At 45.7% G+C, this 23,655-nt stretch carries 21 protein-coding genes; 16 read left to right on the forward strand and 5 right to left on the reverse strand.

Features of this window, described 5'->3' with window-relative positions:
* Positions 1–27 precede the first annotated feature (27 nt).
* From SWOL_RS03340 to speB, 10 genes are all read left to right on the forward strand, one after another.
* Positions 28–468, forward strand: coding sequence for a Fur family transcriptional regulator (locus SWOL_RS03340; protein WP_011640092.1), 441 nt, complete (start codon positions 28–30; stop codon positions 466–468).
* A 219-nt stretch (positions 469–687) separates the two neighbouring features.
* Entirely contained in the window at positions 688–2,493 is a 1,806-nt protein-coding gene (locus SWOL_RS03345; RefSeq protein ID WP_011640093.1) for a FeoB small GTPase domain-containing protein, read from the forward strand.
* Between the two features lie 99 nt (positions 2,494–2,592).
* On the forward strand, positions 2,593–2,829 hold the full coding sequence (locus SWOL_RS03350) for a FeoA family protein (RefSeq protein WP_041427346.1): 237 nt from the start codon (positions 2,593–2,595) through the stop codon (positions 2,827–2,829).
* Positions 2,830–3,158: 329 nt separating this feature from the next.
* Complete coding sequence (locus SWOL_RS03355; protein ID WP_011640095.1) at positions 3,159–4,055, forward strand: Mrp/NBP35 family ATP-binding protein; 897 nt, start codon at positions 3,159–3,161, stop codon at positions 4,053–4,055.
* A gap of 70 nt (positions 4,056–4,125) precedes the next feature.
* Positions 4,126–4,872, forward strand: coding sequence for an ABC transporter ATP-binding protein (locus SWOL_RS03360; protein ID WP_011640096.1), 747 nt, complete (start codon positions 4,126–4,128; stop codon positions 4,870–4,872).
* A complete protein-coding gene (locus SWOL_RS03365) occupies positions 4,862–5,785 on the forward strand; it encodes a SufB/SufD family protein (RefSeq protein ID WP_011640097.1) in 924 nt (307 codons plus the stop codon). The genes SWOL_RS03360 and SWOL_RS03365 overlap by 11 nt, the downstream gene beginning before the upstream one ends.
* Before the next feature lie 68 nt (positions 5,786–5,853).
* Positions 5,854–6,741 (forward strand): selenium metabolism-associated LysR family transcriptional regulator, encoded by an 888-nt coding sequence (locus tag SWOL_RS03370; protein WP_011640098.1) that lies wholly within the window; start codon positions 5,854–5,856, stop codon positions 6,739–6,741.
* 158 nt (positions 6,742–6,899) lie between these two features.
* On the forward strand, positions 6,900–7,358 hold the full coding sequence (locus SWOL_RS03375; RefSeq protein WP_011640099.1) for a pyruvoyl-dependent arginine decarboxylase: 459 nt from the start codon (positions 6,900–6,902) through the stop codon (positions 7,356–7,358).
* Positions 7,359–7,379: 21 nt separating this feature from the next.
* The gene (gene speE, locus SWOL_RS03380; protein ID WP_011640100.1) at positions 7,380–8,201 is read left to right on the forward strand and encodes a polyamine aminopropyltransferase; all 822 of its coding nucleotides are present in this window, start codon (positions 7,380–7,382) and stop codon (positions 8,199–8,201) included.
* A 145-nt stretch (positions 8,202–8,346) separates the two neighbouring features.
* On the forward strand, positions 8,347–9,213 hold the full coding sequence (gene speB / locus SWOL_RS03385; RefSeq protein ID WP_011640101.1) for an agmatinase: 867 nt from the start codon (positions 8,347–8,349) through the stop codon (positions 9,211–9,213).
* 266 nt (positions 9,214–9,479) lie between these two features.
* Here the strand turns inward: speB and rbr are convergent, their stop codons facing one another.
* The gene (gene rbr / locus SWOL_RS03390; protein ID WP_011640102.1) at positions 9,480–10,019 is read right to left on the reverse strand and encodes a rubrerythrin; all 540 of its coding nucleotides are present in this window, start codon (positions 10,017–10,019) and stop codon (positions 9,480–9,482) included.
* A 149-nt stretch (positions 10,020–10,168) separates the two neighbouring features.
* Complete coding sequence (locus SWOL_RS03395; protein WP_011640103.1) at positions 10,169–10,603, reverse strand: hypothetical protein; 435 nt, start codon at positions 10,601–10,603, stop codon at positions 10,169–10,171.
* A gap of 158 nt (positions 10,604–10,761) precedes the next feature.
* On the opposite strand from SWOL_RS03395, the gene SWOL_RS14205 reads away from it, so the two are divergent.
* Positions 10,762–10,917 (forward strand): hypothetical protein, encoded by a 156-nt coding sequence (locus SWOL_RS14205; protein WP_155814119.1) that lies wholly within the window; start codon positions 10,762–10,764, stop codon positions 10,915–10,917.
* Between the two features lie 250 nt (positions 10,918–11,167).
* Here SWOL_RS14205 and trpS read toward each other — a convergent pair whose 3' ends face one another.
* Both trpS and SWOL_RS03405 read right to left on the reverse strand, forming a co-directional pair.
* On the reverse strand, positions 11,168–12,163 hold the full coding sequence (trpS, locus tag SWOL_RS03400) for a tryptophan--tRNA ligase (protein WP_011640104.1): 996 nt from the start codon (positions 12,161–12,163) through the stop codon (positions 11,168–11,170).
* 172 nt (positions 12,164–12,335) lie between these two features.
* Positions 12,336–16,802 (reverse strand): hypothetical protein, encoded by a 4,467-nt coding sequence (locus SWOL_RS03405; protein WP_011640105.1) that lies wholly within the window; start codon positions 16,800–16,802, stop codon positions 12,336–12,338.
* Between the two features lie 393 nt (positions 16,803–17,195).
* Between SWOL_RS03405 and speD the strand changes: the two genes are divergently transcribed.
* Positions 17,196–17,576 carry an adenosylmethionine decarboxylase gene (gene speD / locus SWOL_RS03410; RefSeq protein WP_011640106.1) on the forward strand — a complete coding sequence of 127 codons (381 nt, stop codon included), beginning with the start codon at positions 17,196–17,198 and terminating at the stop codon, positions 17,574–17,576.
* A 393-nt stretch (positions 17,577–17,969) separates the two neighbouring features.
* Here speD and SWOL_RS03415 read toward each other — a convergent pair whose 3' ends face one another.
* Positions 17,970–19,178, reverse strand: coding sequence for a thiolase family protein (locus SWOL_RS03415; RefSeq protein ID WP_011640107.1), 1,209 nt, complete (start codon positions 19,176–19,178; stop codon positions 17,970–17,972).
* 439 nt (positions 19,179–19,617) lie between these two features.
* On the opposite strand from SWOL_RS03415, the gene SWOL_RS03420 reads away from it, so the two are divergent.
* The 4 genes from SWOL_RS03420 to SWOL_RS03435 all read left to right on the forward strand — a co-directional run bounded on the left by SWOL_RS03420 (position 19,618) and on the right by SWOL_RS03435 (position 23,634).
* Positions 19,618–20,376, forward strand: coding sequence for a polyprenyl synthetase family protein (locus SWOL_RS03420; protein WP_011640108.1), 759 nt, complete (start codon positions 19,618–19,620; stop codon positions 20,374–20,376).
* 128 nt (positions 20,377–20,504) lie between these two features.
* A complete protein-coding gene (locus SWOL_RS03425) occupies positions 20,505–21,953 on the forward strand; it encodes a menaquinone biosynthesis decarboxylase (protein ID WP_011640109.1) in 1,449 nt (482 codons plus the stop codon).
* Positions 21,946–22,794, forward strand: a complete 849-nt coding sequence (locus tag SWOL_RS03430) for a UbiA-like polyprenyltransferase (RefSeq protein ID WP_011640110.1) — start codon at positions 21,946–21,948, stop codon at positions 22,792–22,794. Before SWOL_RS03425 ends, SWOL_RS03430 begins: the two co-directional genes overlap by 8 nt.
* Before the next feature lie 219 nt (positions 22,795–23,013).
* On the forward strand, positions 23,014–23,634 hold the full coding sequence (locus SWOL_RS03435; RefSeq protein ID WP_041427349.1) for a UbiX family flavin prenyltransferase: 621 nt from the start codon (positions 23,014–23,016) through the stop codon (positions 23,632–23,634).
* Positions 23,635–23,655 lie beyond the last annotated feature (21 nt).

A 23,655-nucleotide genomic window follows, 5' to 3' on the forward strand; every position in this document is an offset into this window, starting at 1 on the left:
ATTATCAATGTTATTGGAGTGAGGCTAGTGTTTGGTAAAAGCATCAATAAAAAATTAAAAGAAAATGATTACCGGTTAACCGGACAGAGAACAGCCATTTTGGAAGTAATGATGGACAATCAGGGCCGGCACCTCAGCGCGGAAGAAGTACTGGCTCAGGCCCGGAAAAAGCAACCCAACATTGGTATTGCCACCGTATACCGGACCCTGGAAAAGCTAGCCGCTATCGATATACTCTACAAGAGTATGTTCAATGATGATAAATATCGTTATGAGATCAATGATGACCATAATGAACACCATCATCACCATATTGTTTGTTTGGCTTGCGGCAAGATTGCCGAATTGGAGGATGACCTCTTATGCTCGCTGGAAGGGCAATTGGAAACACAGGGTTTTGAGGTAGTAGACCACGAATTAAAATTCTTTGTTTACTGTCCGGTCTGCAGGAAAAAACAGAACAAATAACGGGAAGGATTCTCTAACGGTAAGAAATAATAACTCCTCACTTTTCTGCATAACCACCCACGCAGGTGGACACAACACGATGAAAACAGGGGTAGTTCTATTTTAGTACTAATTGGATATCAATATTCGGTTAATACCCCTATTTTTTCAGTAATTGTATCCACTGTGCATGAGTACTAAGAAAGATTATCAATATCACTGCCAGGGGGGATGATAGAAATGGTTATAGTAATAATTGGCAATCCCAATGTAGGCAAGAGTGCGTTTCTTAACCGTTTAAGCGGTAGCAATATATTGGTTTCCAATTATCCCGGGACCTCTACCACAATATCCGCCAATCCAGTCAAGATAGGGAAAAAAGAGATAACAATATATGATACTCCGGGCATTTATTCTATTTTTTCCGAAGGAGAAGAACAGAAGGCTATTCGTGATTTATTCGCGAGGGAAGAAGTTGATCTTATCCTGAATATTGTTGATGCCAGTAACCTGGAGAGAAATCTGGTACTGAGCTATGAGTTGATGGATTTGGGTCTCCCGGTTTTGTTGTTGCTTAACCAGATTGACCGGGCCCGCGCGCTGGGAATCAGGATAAACGGAAAACTTTTGAGCGAACTATTAAAAATACCGGTGATTCCTTTTTCCGCTACTACTGGCGAAGGCTTGCAAGAGGTGTGGGAAATTATGGAGAGCCCCTCCCTGGAAAAGAAAGATAAAGCTATAAAAGAAGAAGGCCAGAGAAATAAAGAAAACATAACCCGAGAAAATAAACCGCCCCAGGAATGCTCACTTAACGAGCTAAGAACGGGGCAGTGCAACGGCCATTGCGGTCTCTGTTCCATTCCCACCGGTACCTGTATGAGTTATGCCGATTGGGGACGGGTGGAAAAGGCACGAACAACAGCAAATATGGTTAGTAGCAGCCTGGGAGAGAGACAAAAAATTCTGCTGGAAAAAACGCAGACATTTTTCGATAGCTCTCCATTAGGAACTCTCGTTCTACTATTACTGGCTTATCTGGCCTTTGTTCTTCTATTAAAATTTGTAGCTATAAGCGAAGGCCCCATTACGGCATTATTGGAACCGTTAAACCAGAGCATTGAAAGCTTTTTGAGCAATATCCTGCCTCCAGGAATCATAAATACGATTTTATCTAAAGCTGTCCCTGAGGGTTTGATTATCCCCTTTTCCATAATAATGCCAGCTATGTTGATGGTAGCTTGTATTATGTCCCTGTTGGAAGATAGCGGATTATTACCCCGTTACTCGGTGGCTCTGGAAAGAGCAGGAAGCTTTTTCGGCATTTCTGGTGAGGCTATAATCCCTTTATCATTAGGGTTTGGCTGCCGGACCCCGGCTATTATGGCCAGCAGGATAATGCCCACCGCTTCCCAGCGCTTTATTGTAGTAACACTTTTGAGTATAGTAGTCCCCTGTGCCGCTACTCTGGGGATACTGGCTTCAGTAATTGCTGCCTTTCAGGCTTCATTGCCGGTAATAGTAGGAACTATGTTTGTGGTTTTGATGCTGATGGGATTTATCTTAAGCCGCCTGATGCCGCGTGAGGACGCTTTTATCTATGAACTTCCTCCTCTGCGGATTCCCCTCTGGAGCAATGTGGGGAAAAAGATAAAAATGCGTTTCTCCGGCTTTTTTACCGAAGTGCTGCCCCTGCTTTTGATTATGAGCATTGCGGTACGAGCCTTGCTGGAATCCGGTTTTTTGGAAATTTTCCGTACTATGGAGGCTTTTACTCGTTTCCTCTTCGGTATCCCGGCGGAGGCTTTCATAGCGGTTCTGGTAACAATATTTCAGCGTTACCTGGCCCCTCTGGTCCTGCTCAACCTGGAACTTACGCCGAGGGAGGCCACTATTGCCATCAGCATGATTGCCCTTTCCCTCCCTTGCCTGCCGGCTATGGTTATGACCGTTCGGGAGATAGGCTGGGGTGGGCTAACTAAAATACTGGGTTTGGGGTTTTTAACCTCCTGTTCCGTAGGAATACTGCTCAATTTGATACTGTAATTGGAAAACGCCAAAAGGGCCGTAGTTCTTTAGCAAATTGCACCCACATCCCTATGACACAATGCTTATTTGAATGAATAAATGGAAGGAGTGACAGCCATGACTATTAATGATATGAAACCAGGACAGAGTGCCCGAATACTTAAGTTGAATCGAGGCCTGCAAGCGGGGCGAAGGCTTTTCGAAATGGGGCTGGTACCCGGAGCCAGAGTCAAGCTGGTATCCAGGCACCCCTTCAAAGGACCGCTGGTGTTACAGATAGCGAACACGCAGATAGCATTGGGAAGAAAAATGGCTAATTCAGTTGAGATTGAAATAATGGTGCCAGGCACTTAAGTTGTTAAGTTATTGGATAGATATACCACAGGGACGCTTCTACTGATATATATTAGCAGAACCGTCCCTTGTAATTTATCCGGGTAATTAAGACAATTTTGTCTGGATAAATTATAACGAGGTGAAATATATTCCCCGCTAAGCGGCCAAAGTTCCTATTTACAAAACAGGCGGTGGGTTCTGATACTCCGCCTTGTTGCAGTGCTGTGTTGAAACTGCTTCGTAGTTTCTTCCGATGCTTTAAATATGGTATTATAACAAATAATAATGTTATTATTATCCGAGTATTTAGGAAACTAATCGGAATATTGAACAAGAAGGGGACAAGGATGCTCAAAATCTTCAAGAAAAAGAAAGAGGAATCAAAACCTAAAAAGGAAGAAGGGCCAATAACGGAGACGGCAACGGCAGAAACAACTACGGAGGATAATAGTGATGCCGGGTCTTCCTCACAGATCGGGCAGCGCAATGACATCAAACGAGTAATAGCCGTTATAAGCGGTAAAGGCGGAGTGGGAAAGTCCACTGTCAGCAGTTTGCTGGCTTCTGCTTTATTGGCTCATGGTTATAAAGTTGGGCTCTTGGATGCAGACATTACCGGTCCCAGCATTCCACGGGTATTCGGTGTTAGTGGAGGGTCGATGGGGAAGAATGATTATGGCATAATTCCTCGCCGTAGCCGAAAAGGCCTTAAAATAATGTCATTAAATCTTTTCCTGGCCGATGAGGAACTACCGGTTATCTGGCGGGGGCCCAGAATCGGCGGGGCAGTCAAAGAGTTCTACAGCCAGGTGGACTGGGGAACATTGGATTTTCTAATATTGGACATGCCTCCAGGTACCGGGGATATAGCCATAACCGTTCTGCAGAGTATAGAGCTGGATGCCGCAGTGGTGGTCAGCACTCCCCAGGATTTAGCTTTTACTATAGTTAGGAAAGCCTTGCACATGCTAAATAAACATGAGGTTCCCGTACTGGGTGTGGTAGAGAACCTGACTTCAGGTATTTGCCCCCACTGCCAGCATGAGGTGGAGCTTTTCAGCGGAGGCGGGATAAGGCAATGGTGTGAAGAGAAGCAGGTAAATTATCTGGGCTCCATTCCCTGGGATGCAGCTCTGTCTTATTGTGCGGACCGAGGGCAGATTGACAACTATTATCCGGAGGCAGTGGGCCAGATGGTTGCAGCATTTTTAGCTGCTCTGCCGGCTATTGAGGATAATAAATAATTAATAATAGACCCGCGAGCGGTATATTTATACAAGCATCTAATGAGATTTATTTAAGGAGGTTGTGGCGATGCTGAAATTAGAGAATATAAGCCTCGCAGTCAACGGACAGAATGGCGCCAACAAAGAAATAATCCGGGGAATAGACCTGGAATTCCACCCCAATCGCCTTTATGCCATTACCGGTCCCAATGGCGGAGGAAAAACCTCTATTGCCAAAATAATTATGGGCATTTATAAGCAAAGCAGTGGGAATATTTATCTTGACGGGGAAAACATCAATGATTTGAGCGTCAGCGAGCGCGCTCGCAAAGGCATCGCCTATGCCTTTCAACAGCCTCCCCGTTTTAAGGGGTTGACCGTTAGCGACCTGTTGCAGATAGCCCGCCCCGGTTTGGATGGCATGAACCTCAGAACCAGCCTGCGTGATGTAGGCCTTTGCCCCGAAGATTATCTTGACCGGGATATCGGCCCGGGCTTGAGCGGGGGAGAAATCAAACGGATTGAAATCGCTCAGTTGCTGGCAAGAGATGCAAAAATCAGCATTTTTGATGAACCGGAAGCCGGGGTTGACCTGTGGACCATACAAAAACTTATTGCCATAATAATGAGCAAATTCAGGAATAAGCAAGGCGAAACGGCTGTAATTATCACCCATAATGAAAATGTCCTGCATATCGTTGACGAAATAATATTGGTAGAAGAAGGGCAAATCAAGGATAGAGGAACCCCGGATGAGATCTGGCCTTTAATTCGTCATGAAGTTGAATGCAAAATGAAAGAGCAGTGCAGAGGAGAAATGGTATATGAAATTTGAGCAGTTGGATATGGATTTATTGCAGACAGTAGCGGATATTAAAGGCATTCCCAGCGGAGCGGTAAACATCAGGCGTAATGGGGAAGCCATTTTCCGGCATTCTTCTCCCAACATTATTATTACTACCAATCCGGAAAATAAGGGGCTAATGGTAGAGGTAAAAGCAGGAACCAAAGGGGAGACCGTTCATGTTCCGGTGATACTTACCAATTCCGGCTTCCACGACCGGGTTTACAATACCTTTAAAATCGCTGAGGATGCTGAGGTTACCATTATTGCCGGTTGTGGGATTCACAATGATAGCCACAGCGACTCAAGCCATAATGGTATCCATGAGATAATCGTGGGACCGCGGGCTCATGTAAAATACCTGGAAAAACACTATGGTGAGGGCAGGGGAGAAGGAAAAAGGATTTTGAATCCCACCACCGTTGTACGGGTGGAAGATGGTGGAAGCATAGAGATGGAAATGGTGCAAATAAAAGGCGTGGATGATACCATCCGTTCCACTATTGCGTATGTACAGGAGAAGGGAAATCTAAAAGTGGTAGAAAGACTATTAACTCATGGCCAGCAGAAAGCCGAATCAGATATCCGGGTTGAAATTGAAGGCCAAGGAGCAGCCGCCCAGATTCTATCCCGCTCGGTGGCCCAGGACGATTCTTACCAGCTCTTTAAAGCCGCTCTGGTTGGTAAAAACGAGTGTACCGGTCATGTTGAATGTGATGCCATTCTTATGGATAAAGCCCAGATCAGATCTATACCCCAGTTGGAAGCCGAAGATGCCAACGCTGTACTTACCCACGAGGCAGCCATTGGTAAAATAGCCGGCGAGCAGTTGATAAAGCTTATGTCGTTGGGTTTGAGCGAGCAAGAAGCTATTGATACAATATTAGAAGGATTTCTTCGTTGATAATTTCTGGTGTACTAAACATGAGTTTAAAGCCTGTTTGACAAATATTATAGAATGGTGTGATTTGAATGAACCTGAATCTATTTAAGACCTATGTACGAGTAGTAGAGACTAAAAATTTGTCAAAAACCGCTGAAGAGTTCGGGCTTTCGCAACCTGCAGTGACCAAGCAGATTCAATCGCTGGAAGATTATTACGGAGTTCTTCTTCTGGAAAGAGCCGGACGACGCCTGAAACCGACTGAAGCAGGCGAAACCCTCTATCAATACGCGCGGGAAATAATAAAACTCCTGGAAAAAACAGATAATATCATGGAGACCGTAGTGGAAAGCAAAAAAGGCATTCTTTATTTGGGAGCCAGTACCATTCCCGGACAGTATATATTGCCGGATTATATCAAGAAGTTCTCAGACAGCTTCCCTTATATAAATATTAGTCTCGACATTGGCGATACGGAAAAAATATTTAAAAAAGTGGCTGAACGGGAACTAGATATAGGTTTAGTCGGTGGTTGGCTATCCAACCGCAAGGTGGAAGGTTTCCAGTGGCTGCAGGATGAACTTCTCCTCATCGTACCGGAAAATCATCACTTGATGGGGCGAGATGAAGTCAGAATAGAAGAATTACTGCATGAGAAATGGATATTCCGGGAAAAGGGTTCAGGCACCCGCAAAGCTGCTGAAGAATTGCTCAATAACCACGGCATAAAAAAAGAAGATTTACATGTCGGCATGGAAGCAGGAAGTACCGAAGCCGTGCTAGCTTCAGTAGAGTCAGGCATGGGTATTTCTATTGTGTCCAACTGGGCCATCAAGAAGGCGGATCCGCACCGCCGAATTCGCAGCTTAAAAATAGATGACCCCGGAGCTACCCGTTTCTTTTACATAATTTACCCCCGCCAAAAATCCCGCCGTAAAGCGGTGGAAAGTTTTCTTGATTTCATCAAGGAAGAATAAAGACAGGGACACAAGGGGACGTTTATTTTGTGCTCCCTGGAGCAGAAAAGAACTGTCCCCTTTTTCTCTGTTTGACTCTATTGCAAAAACCATGTTTACTTTTTCAACGATTTATATATAATGAATCTGTTGCCCAAATAAGACTGGAGGTGTTCATTGTGCTACCATTACCCAAAAAATACTTTCTAACCGCTGCCTCCTGTGAAGGAGAAACCGAACTTACTGCTTTTGATAGAGCCTTATTAGAAGCCGGAGTGGGTAATACTAACCTGCTAAGAGTTAGCAGCATTCTTCCCCCAGGTTGTGAATATGAACCTGGCCTTATCATACCACCTGGTTCATTACTGCCCATTGCCTATGGAACCATTACCAGCTGCGAGCCCGGAGCCCGAATTGCTGCCGCGGTGGCAGTAGGAATAAAAAAAGACAGCTTTGGAGTAATAATGGAATATGAAGGATATTGCAGTAAAGCCGAAGCTGAAGAAATGGTTGTAAAAATGTGCCGGGAAGCCTTTCGGGTAAGAGGCCTGGAACTGGATGAAATAAAAATCGCCGCTACTGAACACCTGGTGGAGAAAATCGGCTGCGCTTTCGCCGCAGTGCCCTTATGGTATTAAAAGAAGTGAGGAGGAGTTGGCTTGGATCTCTGGGTTACCGAATATCAAACCCCGTCTTTAGGCTTTTCCTGCAAGGTTAAAGAGACCTTGCGTTATGAGAAAACGGAATTTCAGGAGCTTTCCGTAGTGGAAACCGAGCAATTCGGCAAAATGCTGCTGTTGGACGGAATGGTTCAGACCACGGAACAGGATGAATTCGTTTACCACGAAATGATTACCCTGGTAGCCCTTAACTCCCACCGCAATCCGGAGAAAGTCCTAATTATCGGAGGTGGCGATGGAGGAACATTGCGCGAAGTTGTGAAGCATCCTGCCGTAAGCCAGGCTACCCTGGTGGAGATTGATGAACGGGTGGTAATTGCCTCCAAGGATTTCTTCCCGGATTTAGCCTGTGCCTTCAGCGAACCTAAAGCAGAAGTCCTGATTGCTGACGGCATAGAATATGTTAAACAGCAGCATCAGAGCTTTGATTTAATTATTGTTGACTCTACCGAGCCGGTAGGCCCAGCAATTCAATTATTCTCCCGCGAATTTTACCAGAGTGTATATGATGCCCTGAAAGATGATGGAATGCTCGTAGTGCAGAGCGAATCTCCATTTTATAACCAGAATGTTATTAAAATGGCATTTGGCGGTATAAACCAGGTATTTCCCCTGACCAAGTTATATCTAGCCAATATCCCCACCTATCCCAGTGGCTTGTGGAGCTTTACGGTAGGTTCCAAATTATATGATCCCCAGCTGCCTTCCTGCTCCTACAGCCAGGGATGCAAATATTACACACCGGAGATTCACCAGGCGGCATTTCAGCTCCCGGCCTTTGTAAGCAGGATAATAGAATAGCACTGAGGAACGATTCTTGGGATAAGGGGACAGGTCGGATAGGTCCCTTGTCCCAGTGAACTCCTCACTTTTCCAAGGCCGGGGAGGGGGCCACAACCACCGATGAAAAGTGGATATGTTGCTGTATAGAAACGGAGGTATAGCCTTGTTATCTGAAATTGCTGATCTTCTGGAGCAAAAAGCCTTTTTCATGGGAAGTTCCCGGGATTTAGGGGCTTGCGATCGGGTGCTTTTAGGGCTCCCCCTGGATTCCACTACCAGTTTTCGCCCGGGAACCCGCCTGGCTCCCTATCGCATCCGGGAAGTTTCCGAAGCGGTGGAGGAATACAGCGTTTACCTGAACAAATCCCTGGAAGAAATCGATTTTTATGATGCTGGGGATGTAGTAATACCTTTTGGTAATGTACCTCAAAGCCTGAAGAATATTGAAGCAACCGCCCGCTATTTTTTGGAGCATGAGAAAAAGCTTTTCTCCATAGGAGGAGAACACCTGGTTTCTCTTCCGCTTATAAAGGTTTATCATGACTTTTATCCGGATATGGTCGTAATACAGATGGATGCCCACGCCGATCTCCGAGCTGATTATCTGGGAGAGAAACTCTCCCATGCCAGCGTTATGAGGCGGGTGGTAGAAATTATTGGAACGAAGAAGCTGTTTCAGCTGGGTATACGCTCTGCCACCCGGGAAGAGTTGGATTATGCCCGGCAGCACAGCCAGCTTTATTTAGACCAATTTTTAACGGCACTGAAGGATGTAAAAGAAAAGATTGGTCAGCGGTCAGTATACATAAGCCTGGATATTGATGTCCTGGATCCCGCTTTCGCACCCGGTACGGGAACACCGGAGGCGGGAGGATTTTCCTCCCGGGATTTACTACAAATGCTGCATGAATTAAGGGAATTGGATGTTGTGGGCTTTGATCTGGTGGAAATATCCCCCCCCTGTGAACACGGAGACAACACCTCCATATTGGGAGCCAAGATACTGCGCGAAGCCCTCCTGGCTTACTGAGGGCAAAAAGACAGAAGAGGATGATTTGTGTTCCTACATCTTGCCTCCTTCAGAGCACTCAAGTATAATAGATATTACAAATATTGGAATTAATTATTAACATTTTTCCTGGCAGAAGATTCAGAACTACCATAAGTAAGAGGAGGAATGAAATATGTTCATGACCTCCCCAGTTTTTAAGCGCTAGTGAGGACAGAGGGGCGGTTATTTTGTACTCCCTAAGGGAGCATAAAATAACCGCCCCTCTCTACCTATAAGCTTTTGATTTAGTAGTTTTCGGCCATTACCTCATAATAACTTTGCGGATGGGCACAGGCCGGGCATTCATCCGGGGCTTCCGTACCTTCATGTACATAGCCGCAGTTACGGCATCTCCATTTAACCGATTTATCTTTCTTAAACACCGTATTATTCTTTACATTCTCCAGCAGTTTCCGGAAGCGTTTTTCGTGTTCCTCTTCTACTTCGGCAATTTCTTTGAATACATCGGCAATTTCGTTAAAACCTTCTTCCCGGGCGATTTTTTCAAATTCAGGATACATACTGGTATGTTCTTCATTTTCGCCTTCAGCCGATGCTAAGAGGTTTTCGGCTGTAGCCGGAACTGCTCCCCCCATTAAGAATTTAAACAGGCGTTTGGCATGTTCCTTTTCATTATCAGCCGTCTCCAGAAAGATGGCAGCTATCTGTTTAAAGCCCTCTTTATCAGCTTGACTGGCAAAGAAACTATACTTGTTCCTGGCCTGGGATTCACCCGCAAAAGCTGCCCACAGGTTTTGTTCAGTCTTAGATCCTTTTAAATCCATATTGTTATTCCTCCTTTTTAATTGTGGTATTAATTACCATGCCCCGGGAATACAACCACCCATGAAAAGTGAATGAGTAGGCCTCTTGCCTCAGTAAAATTTAGCAGGAAATAATTTCCCTCATCCCTTACCCCTCACTCCTCACTTCTTTAAGTTACAATTTTGCCAGGATAAACATATATGGAATTGCTGTCTCCCTTACGTTTAAAGGTCAGCATTTCCTCCAGGAGTTCCAGAACCTGTTCCATTTCTTCCGGAGAATCTTCTGCACCTTCTTCCAACCTGATGCTGAATTCTGCCACGGGAAATTCCATCCAATTAAGCAGCTTCAACTCCTCCAGGCCTTCACCGATAAATCCCAGTTCTGCTGCCGGGATGGAGAATGGAGTTTGGGATTTGCTCTTTATGTGTTCTTCCAGAAGAGCAATAAATTCCTTAAGTCGTTCTTCCTTTTCCGGAGTAATCACATATTGGAACAAGATATCGTAAAGGCTTTGGGTTAGAACGATAGAGGTTACACGGGGTAAGAGATAGTGATTCTCAAGTTTAATAAAATCCAGCCCGAATTTAACGGTTTCTTTCAAATAGCCATCACTCCTTATCTTGCTTTAATAGGATTTTACCGGTTTATTAATATCTTCACAAGCGTTAAAATCAAAAATATAGCTTAGTTATACCCGGAAAACCACTATTTTATTGTTATTTACGAGGAATAAGAGAGTATAGTGAAAGGGGGGCCATAATGCCTGAAAATAGAGATACTAAAAAAAAGAGGGTTCGTATTGATGACCCTGAGGAATTAAAGAAGATTGAACAGACCAGACTAAAGAATAATTTAATAGGAATCGCTATTCTGCTATTTATGCTGGTAGTTGGTCTATTATATCGGGGTTGGTAAGTGCCACAAAATGAGACAAGGGACCTGTCCCCTTGTCCCATCCCTTTGTCCCAGGTGCGCCTTTCATCTTCCCCATTGAAATGGGGAAGATGAAAGGCGGTTGTCCTAAATAGGACACACGAGGACTTCTTTTGCACAAGGCAATAAGGCTCAACTACCAGCTTAGTTCCGATAGTTAAGCCTTTTTCATGACACAATCCGCTTGAACCCTTAATAATTATCTCCCTGTGCTCCTGTTTCGTCCTTTGGCTCACTCGAAGTAGTTTATTTTCATAGCAGAGCGGACATCAAGCATAGTTTCTTTGGCTACAGCATGAGCTTTTTTGGTTCCTTCCTGCAGGATATCCTTGACCAGGTCAGGTTGCTCAAGATAAGATTGTCTTCTTTCCCGCATGGGCTCCAGTAATTCATTGAGTTTAGCGGTGAGATTTTTCTTGCACTGCACACAGCCAATCCTGCCCTGGCGGCAGTCAGCTTCCACTTCCTCAATTTCCGCCTTATTAAAAACCTGATGATAGGCATAGACCGTACATACTTCCGGATGCCCCAGGTCGGTCTTTCTGATCCGGGCCGGGTCAGTAACAGCATTCCATACCTTCTGCTTCACCTCGTCAGCACTATCGGCCAGGAATATAGCGTTATTGAGACTCTTGCTCATCTTGTCCTTCCCATCCAGCCCTACCAGGCGAGGAACATCCCCGACCAGAACCTGCGGTTCAACCAGAACCGGTTCATAGAGTTCATTAAAACGGCGCACTATCTTGCGGCTTAATTCAATATGAGGAATCTGGTCTTCGCCTACCGGTACCAGATCTGCCTTGAAAATAGTTATATCTGCTGCCTGGCTAACCGGATAACCCAGGAAACCGTAGGTCATATCGCTGAGGCCATGCTGTGCCGCTTCCGTTTTTATTGTAGGGTTGTGGCGCAGCACATTAACCGTGGTAAACATGGAGTAATACATAGTTAATTCATGGATTTCGGGTATCATACTCTGAATAAAGATGGTCGATACCTCGGGTTTAATTCCTGCTGCCAGGTAATCAGTAGCAATTTGAAAAACATCCCGGCTCAGGTTCTCGTCCTTTTCCCAATGGGTGGTTAAGGCCTGTACATCCGCTATAATAATATAGCTATCATATTCATCCTGCAGTTTAACCCGGTTGGCCAAACTCCCTACATAATGCCCCAGGTGCAAGCTGCCGGTAGGCCTATCTCCAGTCAGTATTCTCTTCTTTTTAGTCATCCGTACTATCTCCCAACATATAAATTAGCATAATAACATTTTATTCCACTGAAAAGTGAGTTATTGGGCACTTGAGTAGTAAGATGTAGTAGGAAATCACTTAAACTCCTCACTCCTCACTTTTCTTACATAAGTTCCTAAAATACCATTATATTTTGAAACCGCCGTTAGTTCAAGCCTGCTTCTCGTTCTGGGCCGGTTCCAGGCCGAGGGAATAGATGAAAAGAACCGCGAAGTAAAGAGACATGCTGGCCGCGGACGTGATCCCCGAGTCATTAAAGATAATTGCCACCATGGATGAAAGCAGTATTCCCCGTAGTCCCTGAAGTATCAGCGGTTGTCTTTCACTGTAGGCCTTTATCCGGCGGCGGGGCCGGAAGAGCAAAAAGCCAACGGCCAACATGCCAGCCAGGAGAATCCATCCCCAACCCCCATAGCTGATTACCCTGAGTTGCATTTGTACTTTACGGCTAATGATATTTATAATCTCAACCCAACCTCCGTTCATAATAAGCGCAATGCTGTGCCCCAGGTGAGATTGCACTTCCAGCGGCTGCTTCAGGTCAATGAGGGCCATAAGCAGCAAGAGCAGAGCCGTCAGAAGCAGAAGGACTATTATCTTTTTCCAGCTAATCCGGATATAGCCCTGGTTAAATGCCAGGTAGCTGTAACCCAGGCCGATACTGGCAGTAATGGCCCCTCCCACATTAATACCGAACAAGGGATAGGCTATCAGGAAAATGATGGCGGCGAAAATAAAAGCTAATACCAGGCGTTTTTTGGAAGTGAATGATTTGCTGAATATTAAGGTAGCCAGGGCAATAGTAGCTCCTATAAGAACCCCCATATATTCATTACCCAGCCCGTAATAGCGCGCACCGCTGATAACCCGGTAGCTCATGACCGAATTGGCTATCAAGCTGCCCTTGCTTATCAGATCCCAGGCAATGGTTATAATAGTGCCAGAAATAATTAAAAACAGGGGATTTAATCTCAAGATTCGAGCCAGTAAGAAGCCGGCAATAGTCAATAAGAGGTTTAATAAGAGCAAGAGCAGAAAAAAATACAGAGGCCGGGTGAATGTAAACAGGCCGATTAACAGCATAGACCAGGGGAGGCATAGAATGAAGCCTAGAATAGGAAGCCGCAAGGGATTATCCGGGGAACGAAGCGAGAGCCAGCAGGCCAGCAGTAATAGAAGCAGGATCAAGCCGATGAATAAGGATAAAATAATAGGTTGATACACATAATTAAAAACTTCCCGGTGATTTAGTCTTTTAAGCTGCTGGAAACTATCATTGGCAGCTGTGGCAAAAATATTTTCTTTTCTCTCCGGATTCAGACAGTTAAGAATGGAATTCTGCAGGCTGCTGGTCAACACTATTCCCGTACGACGAGTGGAATAGCTGGTAAGAGTCCCCTCAAAACCGGGCTTTATTATTATTATGGGCGTCAATAGAGCACTGGGAATATAAGAGTTTCTAGAGGGACTGGGGCTTATAATATAAATACAATTATCCCCGGGAGGCAGTTCCCCCTGGATTTGGCTGATACTGCCATCGATGCGCTGCAGGATATTTTTGCGCTCCTCCTGGTAGCGAGCCGGGGAAAAGGAAGAATACATGGATTCCAAGCGCGACAGGTCACCGAACTCCATTAGGATTACATCATTATCATCGCGGAGAATCGAGAATTGTTCATGCATTTTATCATAATCACTTTGCAAGGGAAGCAGGCTTTCATTAAAGCCGCCCGGGCGGCACATTTGGGGGCCAATGGCACCGTTGTCAACTATACCCCGGGAATCCATCAATAGCAGGCAGCCTGGGCGGTTGGGATAGCCCGGGCGGTCAGAATTCCCGATAACCGCAGTCTTTAAACCCAGAGCATGAATACTGTCTCCCAATCTACCTGCCTGCCCCAGGTTTCTCTGGTTATTGTTTTTCTCAATGACGTTAATGCTGCTAATCAAAATATCATCTTTTTCAGGAACAAAGCCAGTATTGCGCGCGAAAATATCCGCCGCCAGTTCTTCCTCCAGGACTTCCCCGGCTTCATAGTTTAAATGAGCATTGCTGCTGCCCACCGCCAGTTTTCCCGCTGATATGGTACAGCAGCCGTTTTTACTGGTACGCTCCCCACCGGTAATCGTGTTCAACAGGCCAATTCCCCCTTGCTCTTGCAATTTCCAGAGATAGGGAGTAGTTTTAGGACTTAAATCATTTATACTCAATTTATCAATCATGTAGATGATAACTCGCCCGGGTTCCGGCTTCCTTTCCGTCTCCGCAGCCTGCACGGGTTTGGCGCAGCCGAAAACACAGGCCAGTATCAATCCCCCTATTATTATCTTTTTGGGGACAGAGGGAGACGCTGGGACACAGGGGGACAGTTCTCTTGTGCTCCTTGGAGCACAAGAGAACTGTCCCCCTGTGTCCCCCCCTTCTCCAGCCAGCAATATTCCCAGATAGGATAGGAGGTAAAGGAAGACAAGTGCCGCCGCGATTACTCCGGTATCATTAACCAGGAAGACAGTTGCCGCAGCAATAAGGAGGGTATTGCTAACCGGTAGTACTTCAGGTTTTGCTTCTTTCAAAGCCATTATAGGTTTTTTGTGCCAGATAGAGGCCAGCACAATGATACCCAGCAGTAAAACAACACTCCAAGCAGAATGATAGATGGTGCTGCCCAGAATGCCCAGCTTAGTGCGGATTATGGAAAGGAAGATGCCGGGGTCATTGCTAATCAGAAGTTTAATGGTTTTTCCGGCATGGGAAGGATTGGGATTAAGCCAGCTGTCAAGGAAAGCCGTAAGCAATACCCCCAGCACCGCCATTCCTCCGATAATCAGCAATTGTTTAAAGTGCAATCGTTGTTCCAGCAAATATATCACCAGTACGCCGGTGGTGACCAGAGCGGTGATAAGCCCGCCCACATTGGCGCCATATGCAGGATGACCTATGGTAAAAGACAGCAACAACAAAGAGGGTAGCGCGATTAGCGCCCTGCCTTTATTGCTCAGTCTCAATTTGGCTAAGAGCAGGCTGAGGGCAATTACGGAAGAGGCGATTAATATTCCCATGTAATCGTTACCTATACCATAAAACCTTCCTCCTGCTATTGCATCAGAACCCAGAGGAGACAAGAGCATCAGCGGAGAACCCCGGAGGCCGTCCACCAGGGTCAATAAAGCCACTGTCGCCGTAAGAAAGAGGAGGGCATTAGCCGAAGACCTGAAAATGAGCTGGAGGAGAAGGGCCAGGAGCATCGAAGCCGCCAATGCCATAATTATATTCCAACTTACCGAAGGATAGGAAGAATAGCTTAAAAACATAAAAACCAGAGGCATACTGAGGCCGGTATAAAATAAAAAGAGCCAAAAAGACTTCCACTTAGTTCTTATATTACAGGCCAGGCAAGCCACCCCAATAATGCTGAGAAAAGCCAGGGCAACAAAACTATAGTGCAGGGGAGATCTAGCCGCCCTCAATCGTACGAAAAAGCCCAGATCTCCTTCCAGTTTCTCCAGGCTGTTATCCGTCGCCGGGACAACTTTCATGCTGCTGTTCTGATATATGCTTTCAGGATTAAAAAAAGCCAGGATACTGGGCAAAAAGTCAGAACTGTTTACCAGACCACTGCGCCGGGTAGTAGAAGAAGTTAAAAGGCCCGCTTCATTTCCAGGCTGGTACATAATAAACGCGGTTAAACCGAAATTACCTGCCAGAACCATATCCTTGTGGGGATTGGGCACCAGAATGACCAGCATAGTTTTTTGCAAGTCCAGCCTGGGCAGCAGTCGCCCCAATAGTTCGTCATTACGTTCTATGGCATGCTTACGATGTTGGACCAGTACCTCATCAGCACAGTTTAGCCGGCTTTTTTCCACCCGGCTGCTATCACCCAAATCAACAAATATTATATCGGCTTTTTGCAAAGAATCATCAATTTTATCAAGAAGAATCTGTTGCTGGCTGCGGACTCCGGCCAGGCTCAGTTTATCTTTTTCCAGGAGGTTGGCGCTGACGTCACCTTCATAAACCTGCCCGGCTTCATTCATGGCCAGGAGCACTATACTTCGATCCTTCGAATTTATAGTATCTGCATTGCCCAGGGCGGCAGTTTTGAGGCCGCAGTCTTCCGCTAAAGCAGCTAATTGCCCGGGGGTAAAAGAAGGATTATGCTTGCCGGCATATTTTTTCAGAGGTTCTATATATAAATTAACCAGACCTTCCGGAGGCGCAAGTAAACCGGTAAAGAGCTGATAAAGTTTTCCTGCCGAAGGAGGAGAATTCCTATCAATAAAAATATTGGGCAATTCTCCTACCTCTTCACTGCTATTAAAAGAGAATTCACTATTGGGGATGCTGCCTACCCGGGTACCGCTGGCCAGGGAAAGGTATGAACTGGAGGGCAACCTGCTCTTCGTTCTAATATTGATAAGAGCAGTACCACTTTTGGTCACCAGGCGGTGCAAGTTGGGGGTATCGGCCTGGCAAAGATCGGCAACATCAATGTAGTCCATTACCAGAATGATCGCCTTCTTTTCCTGCTTTTCAGCAGCTAGAGCAAGATCATTGGCATTAGGGTAAAAAAATACTAATAGAAATATAAACAGTAAAACAACGCGAAATCTCATATCTAATCCTCCTAATCGCTAGCTTATGAAATTCTATACAAAGCTATTTATTCCTCCCCAGCAAAAACAAACATATAATAACGGAAGGCGGAAGACGGAGGACGGAAGACGGAAAATGGAGGAGGGAGGAAGACGGAGGGGGGAGGGAGAATGGTTGTTAGGCGTCAGATGGCAGACAGGGGGAGGGAGGAGGAGGGACTTTCTAGTCAGGAATGCTTTTTGCATAGAAATTATTATTGGCTAAGCCAGGTTTTACCGGCCTTAAAGCAGCCAAAAAAAACTTCCCGGTTTTATTGACATGGAGCAGAAATATGCTAAAATTCTACATGTACGTTTTAAGTTAAGGAAGGAGGTCTGGGATTTTTAAATAAAAACTGAAGGGAGGAGACATTATTGCAGTCTTTGGGGCGTCACGTATTGGCTGAAATATACGGATGTCGATTTGAAGTGTTGAATGATGTCAAGAAAGTAGAGGATATCATGGTCAACGCTGCTTTAGAGGCTGGCGCTGAAATAAGAGAATTCGTATTTCACAAGTTTAGCCCGCAGGGAGTGAGTGGAGTAGTTGTAATTTCGGAATCTCACCTGGCGATTCACACCTGGCCCGAACTAGGATATGCGGCACTTGATGTATTTACTTGCGGAGATAGAGTTAACCCCTGGGATGCCTGCAACTATGTGGCGGAAATGTTTAGTGCCGGCGATATGAAGGCATCGGAAGTAAAACGAGGGTTGATGGAGCAGCCGGAGGAACGCCTGGTGGCAAATATGTAGGAGGGATACTATTTTAGTAGACCGAAGTAACTTAAAAAAGACTTGGGTTTATAATTAGCAGGCCTTGCTGAAAAATAAAGCAGGGCCTGATTTTATTTTCTGACTCCTACTATTTCCATATTTCCATAAGCCGCGAGACACGCCGCAGGTGTTACCCATGCGGAGGCAAGAGGACGGTTCTTTTCTGTGGGAAAACGTGGCATAAGGGAGTTTCTTTTATGTCATGGGAAGGGGAGATACATGGGATAACACAAAAGAACTGTCCCCTTGTGTCTCCCTGTCATGGGAAGGGGAGATACGTGGGGATAACACAAAAGAACTGTCCCCTTGTGTCGCTAAAAGGGACAGCGGCGATGCCGCTGTCCCGTAAGGTAACTATACTTATAACTATACTTATATATCTCTGGTCCAGAGAGAAGCCATAGCGGAGCCGCCGCCAACACAAAGGGAAGCACCGCCCTTGGTGAGGCCCAGTCTCTCCAGTTCATAGTACATGCTGACAATTATGCGCAGACCAGTAGCTCCAACGGGATGGCCCAGTCCGATTCCGGAACCATTGTGGTTGGTCTTGCTGAAGTCCAGCTCAATGCCGGCTTCTTCTTTGAGCATGCGCACTACGCCCAGAACCTGAGCAGCAAAGGCTTCGTTTACTTCCCAGTAATCCACATCTTCATATTTCCAGCCCGCTTGTTTCAAAACCTTGGGCATGGCTACAGCCGGACCCAGTCCCATAACTTTGGCATCGACACCTTCGCTGCAAATGCCAACCAGTTTCATCAAGGGTTTCAGTCCCAGCTCTTCGCATTTCTTTTTGGACATAAATACTGCAGCAGCTGCGCAGTCATTGATGCCGGAAGCATTGGCCGCAGTTACTACTCCGCCTTTTTTAAACGCCGGGGGCAACTTGGCCATGGTTTCCAGGCTGGCTCCTCTGATGGGATGCTCGTCCTTGGAAATAACCTTGTCGCCTTTCTTGCTCTTTATTACTACTGGTACGATTTCCCGATCGAATATACCTTCGTCAACAGCTTTTACCGCATTCTGGTGGCTGGTCAGAGCCAGGGCATCGCATTCTTCCCGAGTGATACCGTATTTTTCGGCAATATTTTCCGCAGTCATTCCCATGTGTCCTCCAGCCAGCTGACATACCAGACCATCAGACAGCATGGCATCCTGCACTTTGCCATCGCCCATTCTGTAACCAGAGCGGGCCTGTTGCAGCAGGTAAGGGATATTGGACATGCTTTCCACTGCGGTTACCAGGGATATATCGGTTTTGCCCAGCATAATGTTCTGGCAGGCAATTTCCGTGGCACGCATACCAGAAGCACAGTTCTGGCTTACCATACAGGAGCCGCTTCTAACCGGCAGTCCCACTTTCATACCAATAATACGGGGCGGAAGGGAGCCATTGCCGGCATGCAGGCAAGTGGCGCCTACGATTTCATCGATAATCCCAGGATCGACGCCAGCTCTTTCAATTGCTGCATTAGCGGCGATTATTGCCAGGTCATTAGCCCTTACGCTTGCCAGGCCACCCAAATATCTTCCGATTGGAGTTCTAGCCATACCAACTACTACTACTTCATTAATCTCTGCCATTGTTTGTATTCCCCCTTAAATTTTTTCTTTCTTTAAACAACGGATTTTTCCCGGTCTGACCATGACATGAACCAGAACATTTTCTATTTATATCGCTGATTTCTGCCAATTTTTTATCTAAGTCAGAACCGAATTAACTTTTACTAAAAGTCCAGCTCACCTCCTCTTAAAAAAAACTAAGTAAAAAAGCGGGTTAATTAGTGTAGTTAGAAAGATTAAAAAACTACATAAAGGTTCTATAAATGTCTTTCTGCGAAAAAAACAAAATACCTGCTAGTAAAAAATAAAATTTTCATTTTCCATGTATCTTTTACCAGGGGCATCAAAATCCCCTTTCGTCAAAAAATAAAAATAAACAAAAATTTTCAGGGCAAGAATTCCGCCAATCCTGTATAATGTACTAAGTACAGGCAGGCTTGCCGCTGTTAAGGAGGACAGAATGGGAATCAAATATAGTTTTACCAGGGAACTTAGAACTGAACTTATAGATGTAGACAAGGTCTTTAAAGAGAATCTTTTACCCTGGTGGGATGATATTTATAACTATATTAAAATGCTTAACGAAGACTTTACCTGGAATCAACTACCTCCCCTGGTTTATATAGTATATAGATACCTGGGTCTGGATAGAAGTATTTCTATTTCCATGACCAATATATTTAAAACCCTTTATCTCGCCAACAGCATTCATGGTATGGTAAAAGATGATAAAGAAGGACAAAAATACGACCAGGATTTGCAGTTTGCTATCCTAATCGGTGATTATATGTTTGGGCGCATGCTCAAGCTTTTAGTTGAGGCCGGGGCGGACAAACTGGTAGGCCTTTTTGCAGTCATGATGGCTGAAATAAATGAAGGTCAAGTAATGGAACGGAAACTACAGGCTGCTCATAAGGATGTTTTGCAGAAAACCCGGGGTTCCATCTATGCTACGGCTTTCGAGACAGCCGGACACTTATCTGGAATGAAGGGAATCCTGCTGGAGAATTGCCGGCAACTAGGACTGAATCTAGGGATGTCGATAGAATTAATGAACTGTGATATATCACGCGAGGAAGTGCTGGTTTATATACATGAAGCCGAAAGGAACTATAAAATAATTAATCAGTACCAGCGTATGGTAAATAGCAATTTGGAAGCAGCTATTAATGAAGTACATTCGCTTCTATGTAACATAGAAAATGTTGCAGTGGTATAGTTGAGTCAAGGGGTGACAGGGGCAGGTGATACGGGGACGGTCCTTTGGTCATATGAGTTTGACCAAAGGACCGTCCCTCGCGTAACCCCCATCCCCGTGTAAGTAAATAATAGGGAGGTTGGACGGCTATGGCCTATAAAGACTTACAGGAATTTATTCAGGTATTGGAAAGCGAAGGGGAGCTTAAACGAATTAGCGTTGAAGTTGATCCCGAACTGGAAATTACTGAAATTACCGATAGGGTAAGCAAAAACTATGGACCCGCCCTATTATTTGAAAAGGTAAAAGGCTCCGATATGCCGGTCCTCATTAATGCTTTTGGCAGTGAAAAGAGAATGGCCCTGAGCCTGCAGGTAGATAAATTGGATGATCTGGCCACTGAAATTATGGGCCTGTTGGAGATAGCCGACAGCGTTCCGCAATCATTGCTGGACAAGGTCAAGGTCTTGCCCAAACTGGCACAATTATCCTCTTTTTTGCCCCGCATGGTGAAAAGTGGAGCCTGCCAGGAAGTAGTAGACTTAAATCCATCGCTGGATAAAATTCCCGTACTTAAATGCTGGCCTGAGGATGCCGGACGTTTTATCACCTTACCCCAGGTATATACCAAAGACCCCGAAAGCGGAAAGCGCAATGTAGGCATGTACCGCTTGCAGGTTTTTGATGGGCAGAGCACCGGAATGCACTGGCACACCCATCATGACGGAGCCGAAAACTACCGTAAAAACTGTCAAAGAGGGCAGGCCACCGAAGTAGCGGTAGCTCTGGGCGGCGATCCCGCCATCACTTATGCCGGAACCGCACCCCTGCCCAAGGATATTGATGAGCTTATTTTTGCCGGATTTATCCGCAAGAAACCGGTAGAGCTGGTGAAATGCAAGACCGTAAACCTGGAAGTGCCGGCTGATGCCGAAATCGTAATCGAAGGTTACGTTGACCCTTACGAGCGCCGGATAGAAGGCCCCTTCGGGGACCATACCGGCTATTATTCCCTGGCCGATGAATACCCGGTTTTTCATGTAAAATGCATCACCCATAAAAAGAACGCTGTCTACCCCACCACCATCGTAGGCAAGCCGCCCCAGGAAGACTGCTACATGGCTCTGGCCACCGAGCGTATTTTCCTCCCTCTTTTAAAGCTGCAGCTTCCCGAAGTTGTAGACATGCATCTTCCCATGGAAGGAGTATTCCACAACTGTGTTCTGGTGGCTATCAAGAAATCCTTCCCCGGACACGCGCGTAAAATAATGAGTTCCTTATGGGGGATGGGACAAATGATGTTTGCCAAGTTCATAATCGTGGTAGATGAAGATGTAAATGTGCAGAATGTCTCCGAAGTAATGTGGAAGGTCTTTAACAATGTCGACCCCAGAAGAGATACCATGATAGTAGAAGGGCCTTTGGATGTACTGGATCACTCGGCCCCCCTGCCTCTGATAGGTTCTAAAATGGGCATTGATGCTACTAAAAAATGGATGAGCGAAGGACATAGCCGGGAATGGCCGAAAGATATCGTTATGAGCCCGGAAATAAAGGAAATGGTAAGCAGAAGATGGAGTGAATACGGCTTTGAATAAGATCCGCGAATTTCTTAATATGGTGGACTTTGGCCACAGCCTTTTTGCCTTACCTTTTGCCTACCTGGGAGCATTTCTGGCAGCTCAGGGCATGCCTACCTGGTCCCAGTTGCTGTGGATTACCGTAGCCATGGTAAGTGCCCGCACTGCTGCCTTATGTCTTAATCGTCTTATTGATCGTCACATTGACCGGGCCAATCCCCGTACTTCCGACTGGACTCTGGCAGCCGGTCGTCTGCCCCTTTCCCTGGTATGGCTTTTGGTGCTCTTTTTTACCATCCTGCTCTTTTATTCTGCTTCTCGTTTGAATCCCCTTTGTTTAAAACTTTCGCCACTGGCAGTTCTGGCCCTGTGGCTATACTCCTATACCAAGCGCTTTACCTGGTGCTGCCACCTCTTGTTGGGGATGGCCATAGGCCTGGGCCCCGTTGGTGCCTGGTTTGCCATAACCGGAACCCCGGACTGGCAACCGGTTATTTTGGGGATGGCTGTAGCCTGTTGGATTGCAGGTTTTGACAGCATGTACGCCTGTCAGGATATCGAATTTGACCGGGCTAATGGTTTGTATTCTATTCCGGCCCGCTTCGGCATAAAGGGAGCTCTGCTTTTTTCTGCGATATTTCATATTTTTACCATAGTTCTTCTATTATTGAATGGACTAATCCTTAATCTCGGTTTATTATATTATGCTGGGGTAGCTTTTGTAGGGATTATTTTGATTTATGAACACGGGATTGTAAAACCCGGTGACCTAAGCCGGGTTAACTTTGCTTCTTTTAAAATAAATCACTATGTAGGCTTGATTATATTTATTATGGCCTTACTGGATATTTTCCTTTAGAGCAGGCCAATCTAAAGACGGAAGACGGTGGACGGACTTGCCGAGAGGGACATGGGGACAGGTCTCTTGTCCCACTGAACTGTTCAATATCAAACTAACCACCCATGGCCAGGGGGTCACAACTACTGATGAAAAGTGAGTGAGAGTAAAGGCGATTGCATGATATATAGTAAAATGTAGCAGCAGTAACCTCACCCCTCACCCCTCACTTTTCAAATTATGACTTTGGGAGAGGATTTTGTGCCGAGATATATTATAGCTTTGACTGGTGCCAGCGGTGCAGTTTATGCCCTGCGCCTGCTCGAAGAATTGCTGAAGCAAGATAATAGCGAAATTCATTTAATTACCAGCGATGCCGCCCGAATTGTCATGGAACAGGAATTGGGTTGGGATTGTCAGGACTCCCTGGCTCTTAGCTTGCAACGCTATCTTCCTCCGGGGAAGATATTTTTTTACGATAATTCAGACATTGCCGCAGCTCCGGCCAGTGGTTCCTTTATCTGTGACAGCATGGTAGTGATACCCTGCACTATGGCCAGTATTTCTGCTATCGCCCAGGGCAGTTCCCGCACTCTCCTGGAAAGAGCCGCCGATGTTATGTTGAAAGAAAGAAGGCCATTGTTCTTGGTGCCGAGGGAAACACCCCTAAATTCCATCCACCTGAGAAACATGTTGACCCTGTCGGAAATGGGGGTTAGCATTATCCCGGCAATGCCGGCTTTTTACCATCAACCACGGACTATAGAAGACATGGTATCATTCGTGGTAGGAAAGGTACTGGATGCCATGCAAATCCCCCATGACTTGTTTCAGCGTTATGCTGGACAGATTAAAAAGTGATTAAGTTGACAAGTGAGACCC

It is taken from the genome of Syntrophomonas wolfei subsp. wolfei str. Goettingen G311 (assembly GCF_000014725.1).
Taxonomy (GTDB): Bacteria; Bacillota; Syntrophomonadia; order Syntrophomonadales; family Syntrophomonadaceae; genus Syntrophomonas; species Syntrophomonas wolfei.

Excerpts from the sequence above, each read along its gene's own strand:
- SWOL_RS03345 (WP_011640093.1), top strand. The coding sequence starts at position 688 with ATGGTTATAGTAATAATTGGCAATCCCAATGTAGGCAAGAGTGCGTTT.
- SWOL_RS03350 (WP_041427346.1), top strand. The coding sequence starts at position 2,593 with ATGACTATTAATGATATGAAACCAGGACAGAGTGCCCGAATACTTAAG.
- SWOL_RS03355 (WP_011640095.1), top strand. The coding sequence starts at position 3,159 with ATGCTCAAAATCTTCAAGAAAAAGAAAGAGGAATCAAAACCTAAAAAG.
- SWOL_RS03360 (WP_011640096.1), top strand. The coding sequence starts at position 4,126 with ATGCTGAAATTAGAGAATATAAGCCTCGCAGTCAACGGACAGAATGGC.
- SWOL_RS03365 (WP_011640097.1), top strand. The coding sequence starts at position 4,862 with ATGAAATTTGAGCAGTTGGATATGGATTTATTGCAGACAGTAGCGGAT.
- SWOL_RS03370 (WP_011640098.1), top strand. The coding sequence starts at position 5,854 with ATGAACCTGAATCTATTTAAGACCTATGTACGAGTAGTAGAGACTAAA.
- rbr (WP_011640102.1), bottom strand. The coding sequence starts at position 10,019 with ATGGATTTAAAAGGATCTAAGACTGAACAAAACCTGTGGGCAGCTTTT.
- SWOL_RS14205 (WP_155814119.1), top strand. The coding sequence starts at position 10,762 with ATGCCTGAAAATAGAGATACTAAAAAAAAGAGGGTTCGTATTGATGAC.
- trpS (WP_011640104.1), bottom strand. The coding sequence starts at position 12,163 with ATGACTAAAAAGAAGAGAATACTGACTGGAGATAGGCCTACCGGCAGC.
- SWOL_RS03405 (WP_011640105.1), bottom strand. The coding sequence starts at position 16,802 with ATGAGATTTCGCGTTGTTTTACTGTTTATATTTCTATTAGTATTTTTT.
- SWOL_RS03415 (WP_011640107.1), bottom strand. The coding sequence starts at position 19,178 with ATGGCAGAGATTAATGAAGTAGTAGTAGTTGGTATGGCTAGAACTCCA.
- SWOL_RS03420 (WP_011640108.1), top strand. The coding sequence starts at position 19,618 with ATGGGAATCAAATATAGTTTTACCAGGGAACTTAGAACTGAACTTATA.
- SWOL_RS03425 (WP_011640109.1), top strand. The coding sequence starts at position 20,505 with ATGGCCTATAAAGACTTACAGGAATTTATTCAGGTATTGGAAAGCGAA.
- SWOL_RS03435 (WP_041427349.1), top strand. The coding sequence starts at position 23,014 with ATGACTTTGGGAGAGGATTTTGTGCCGAGATATATTATAGCTTTGACT.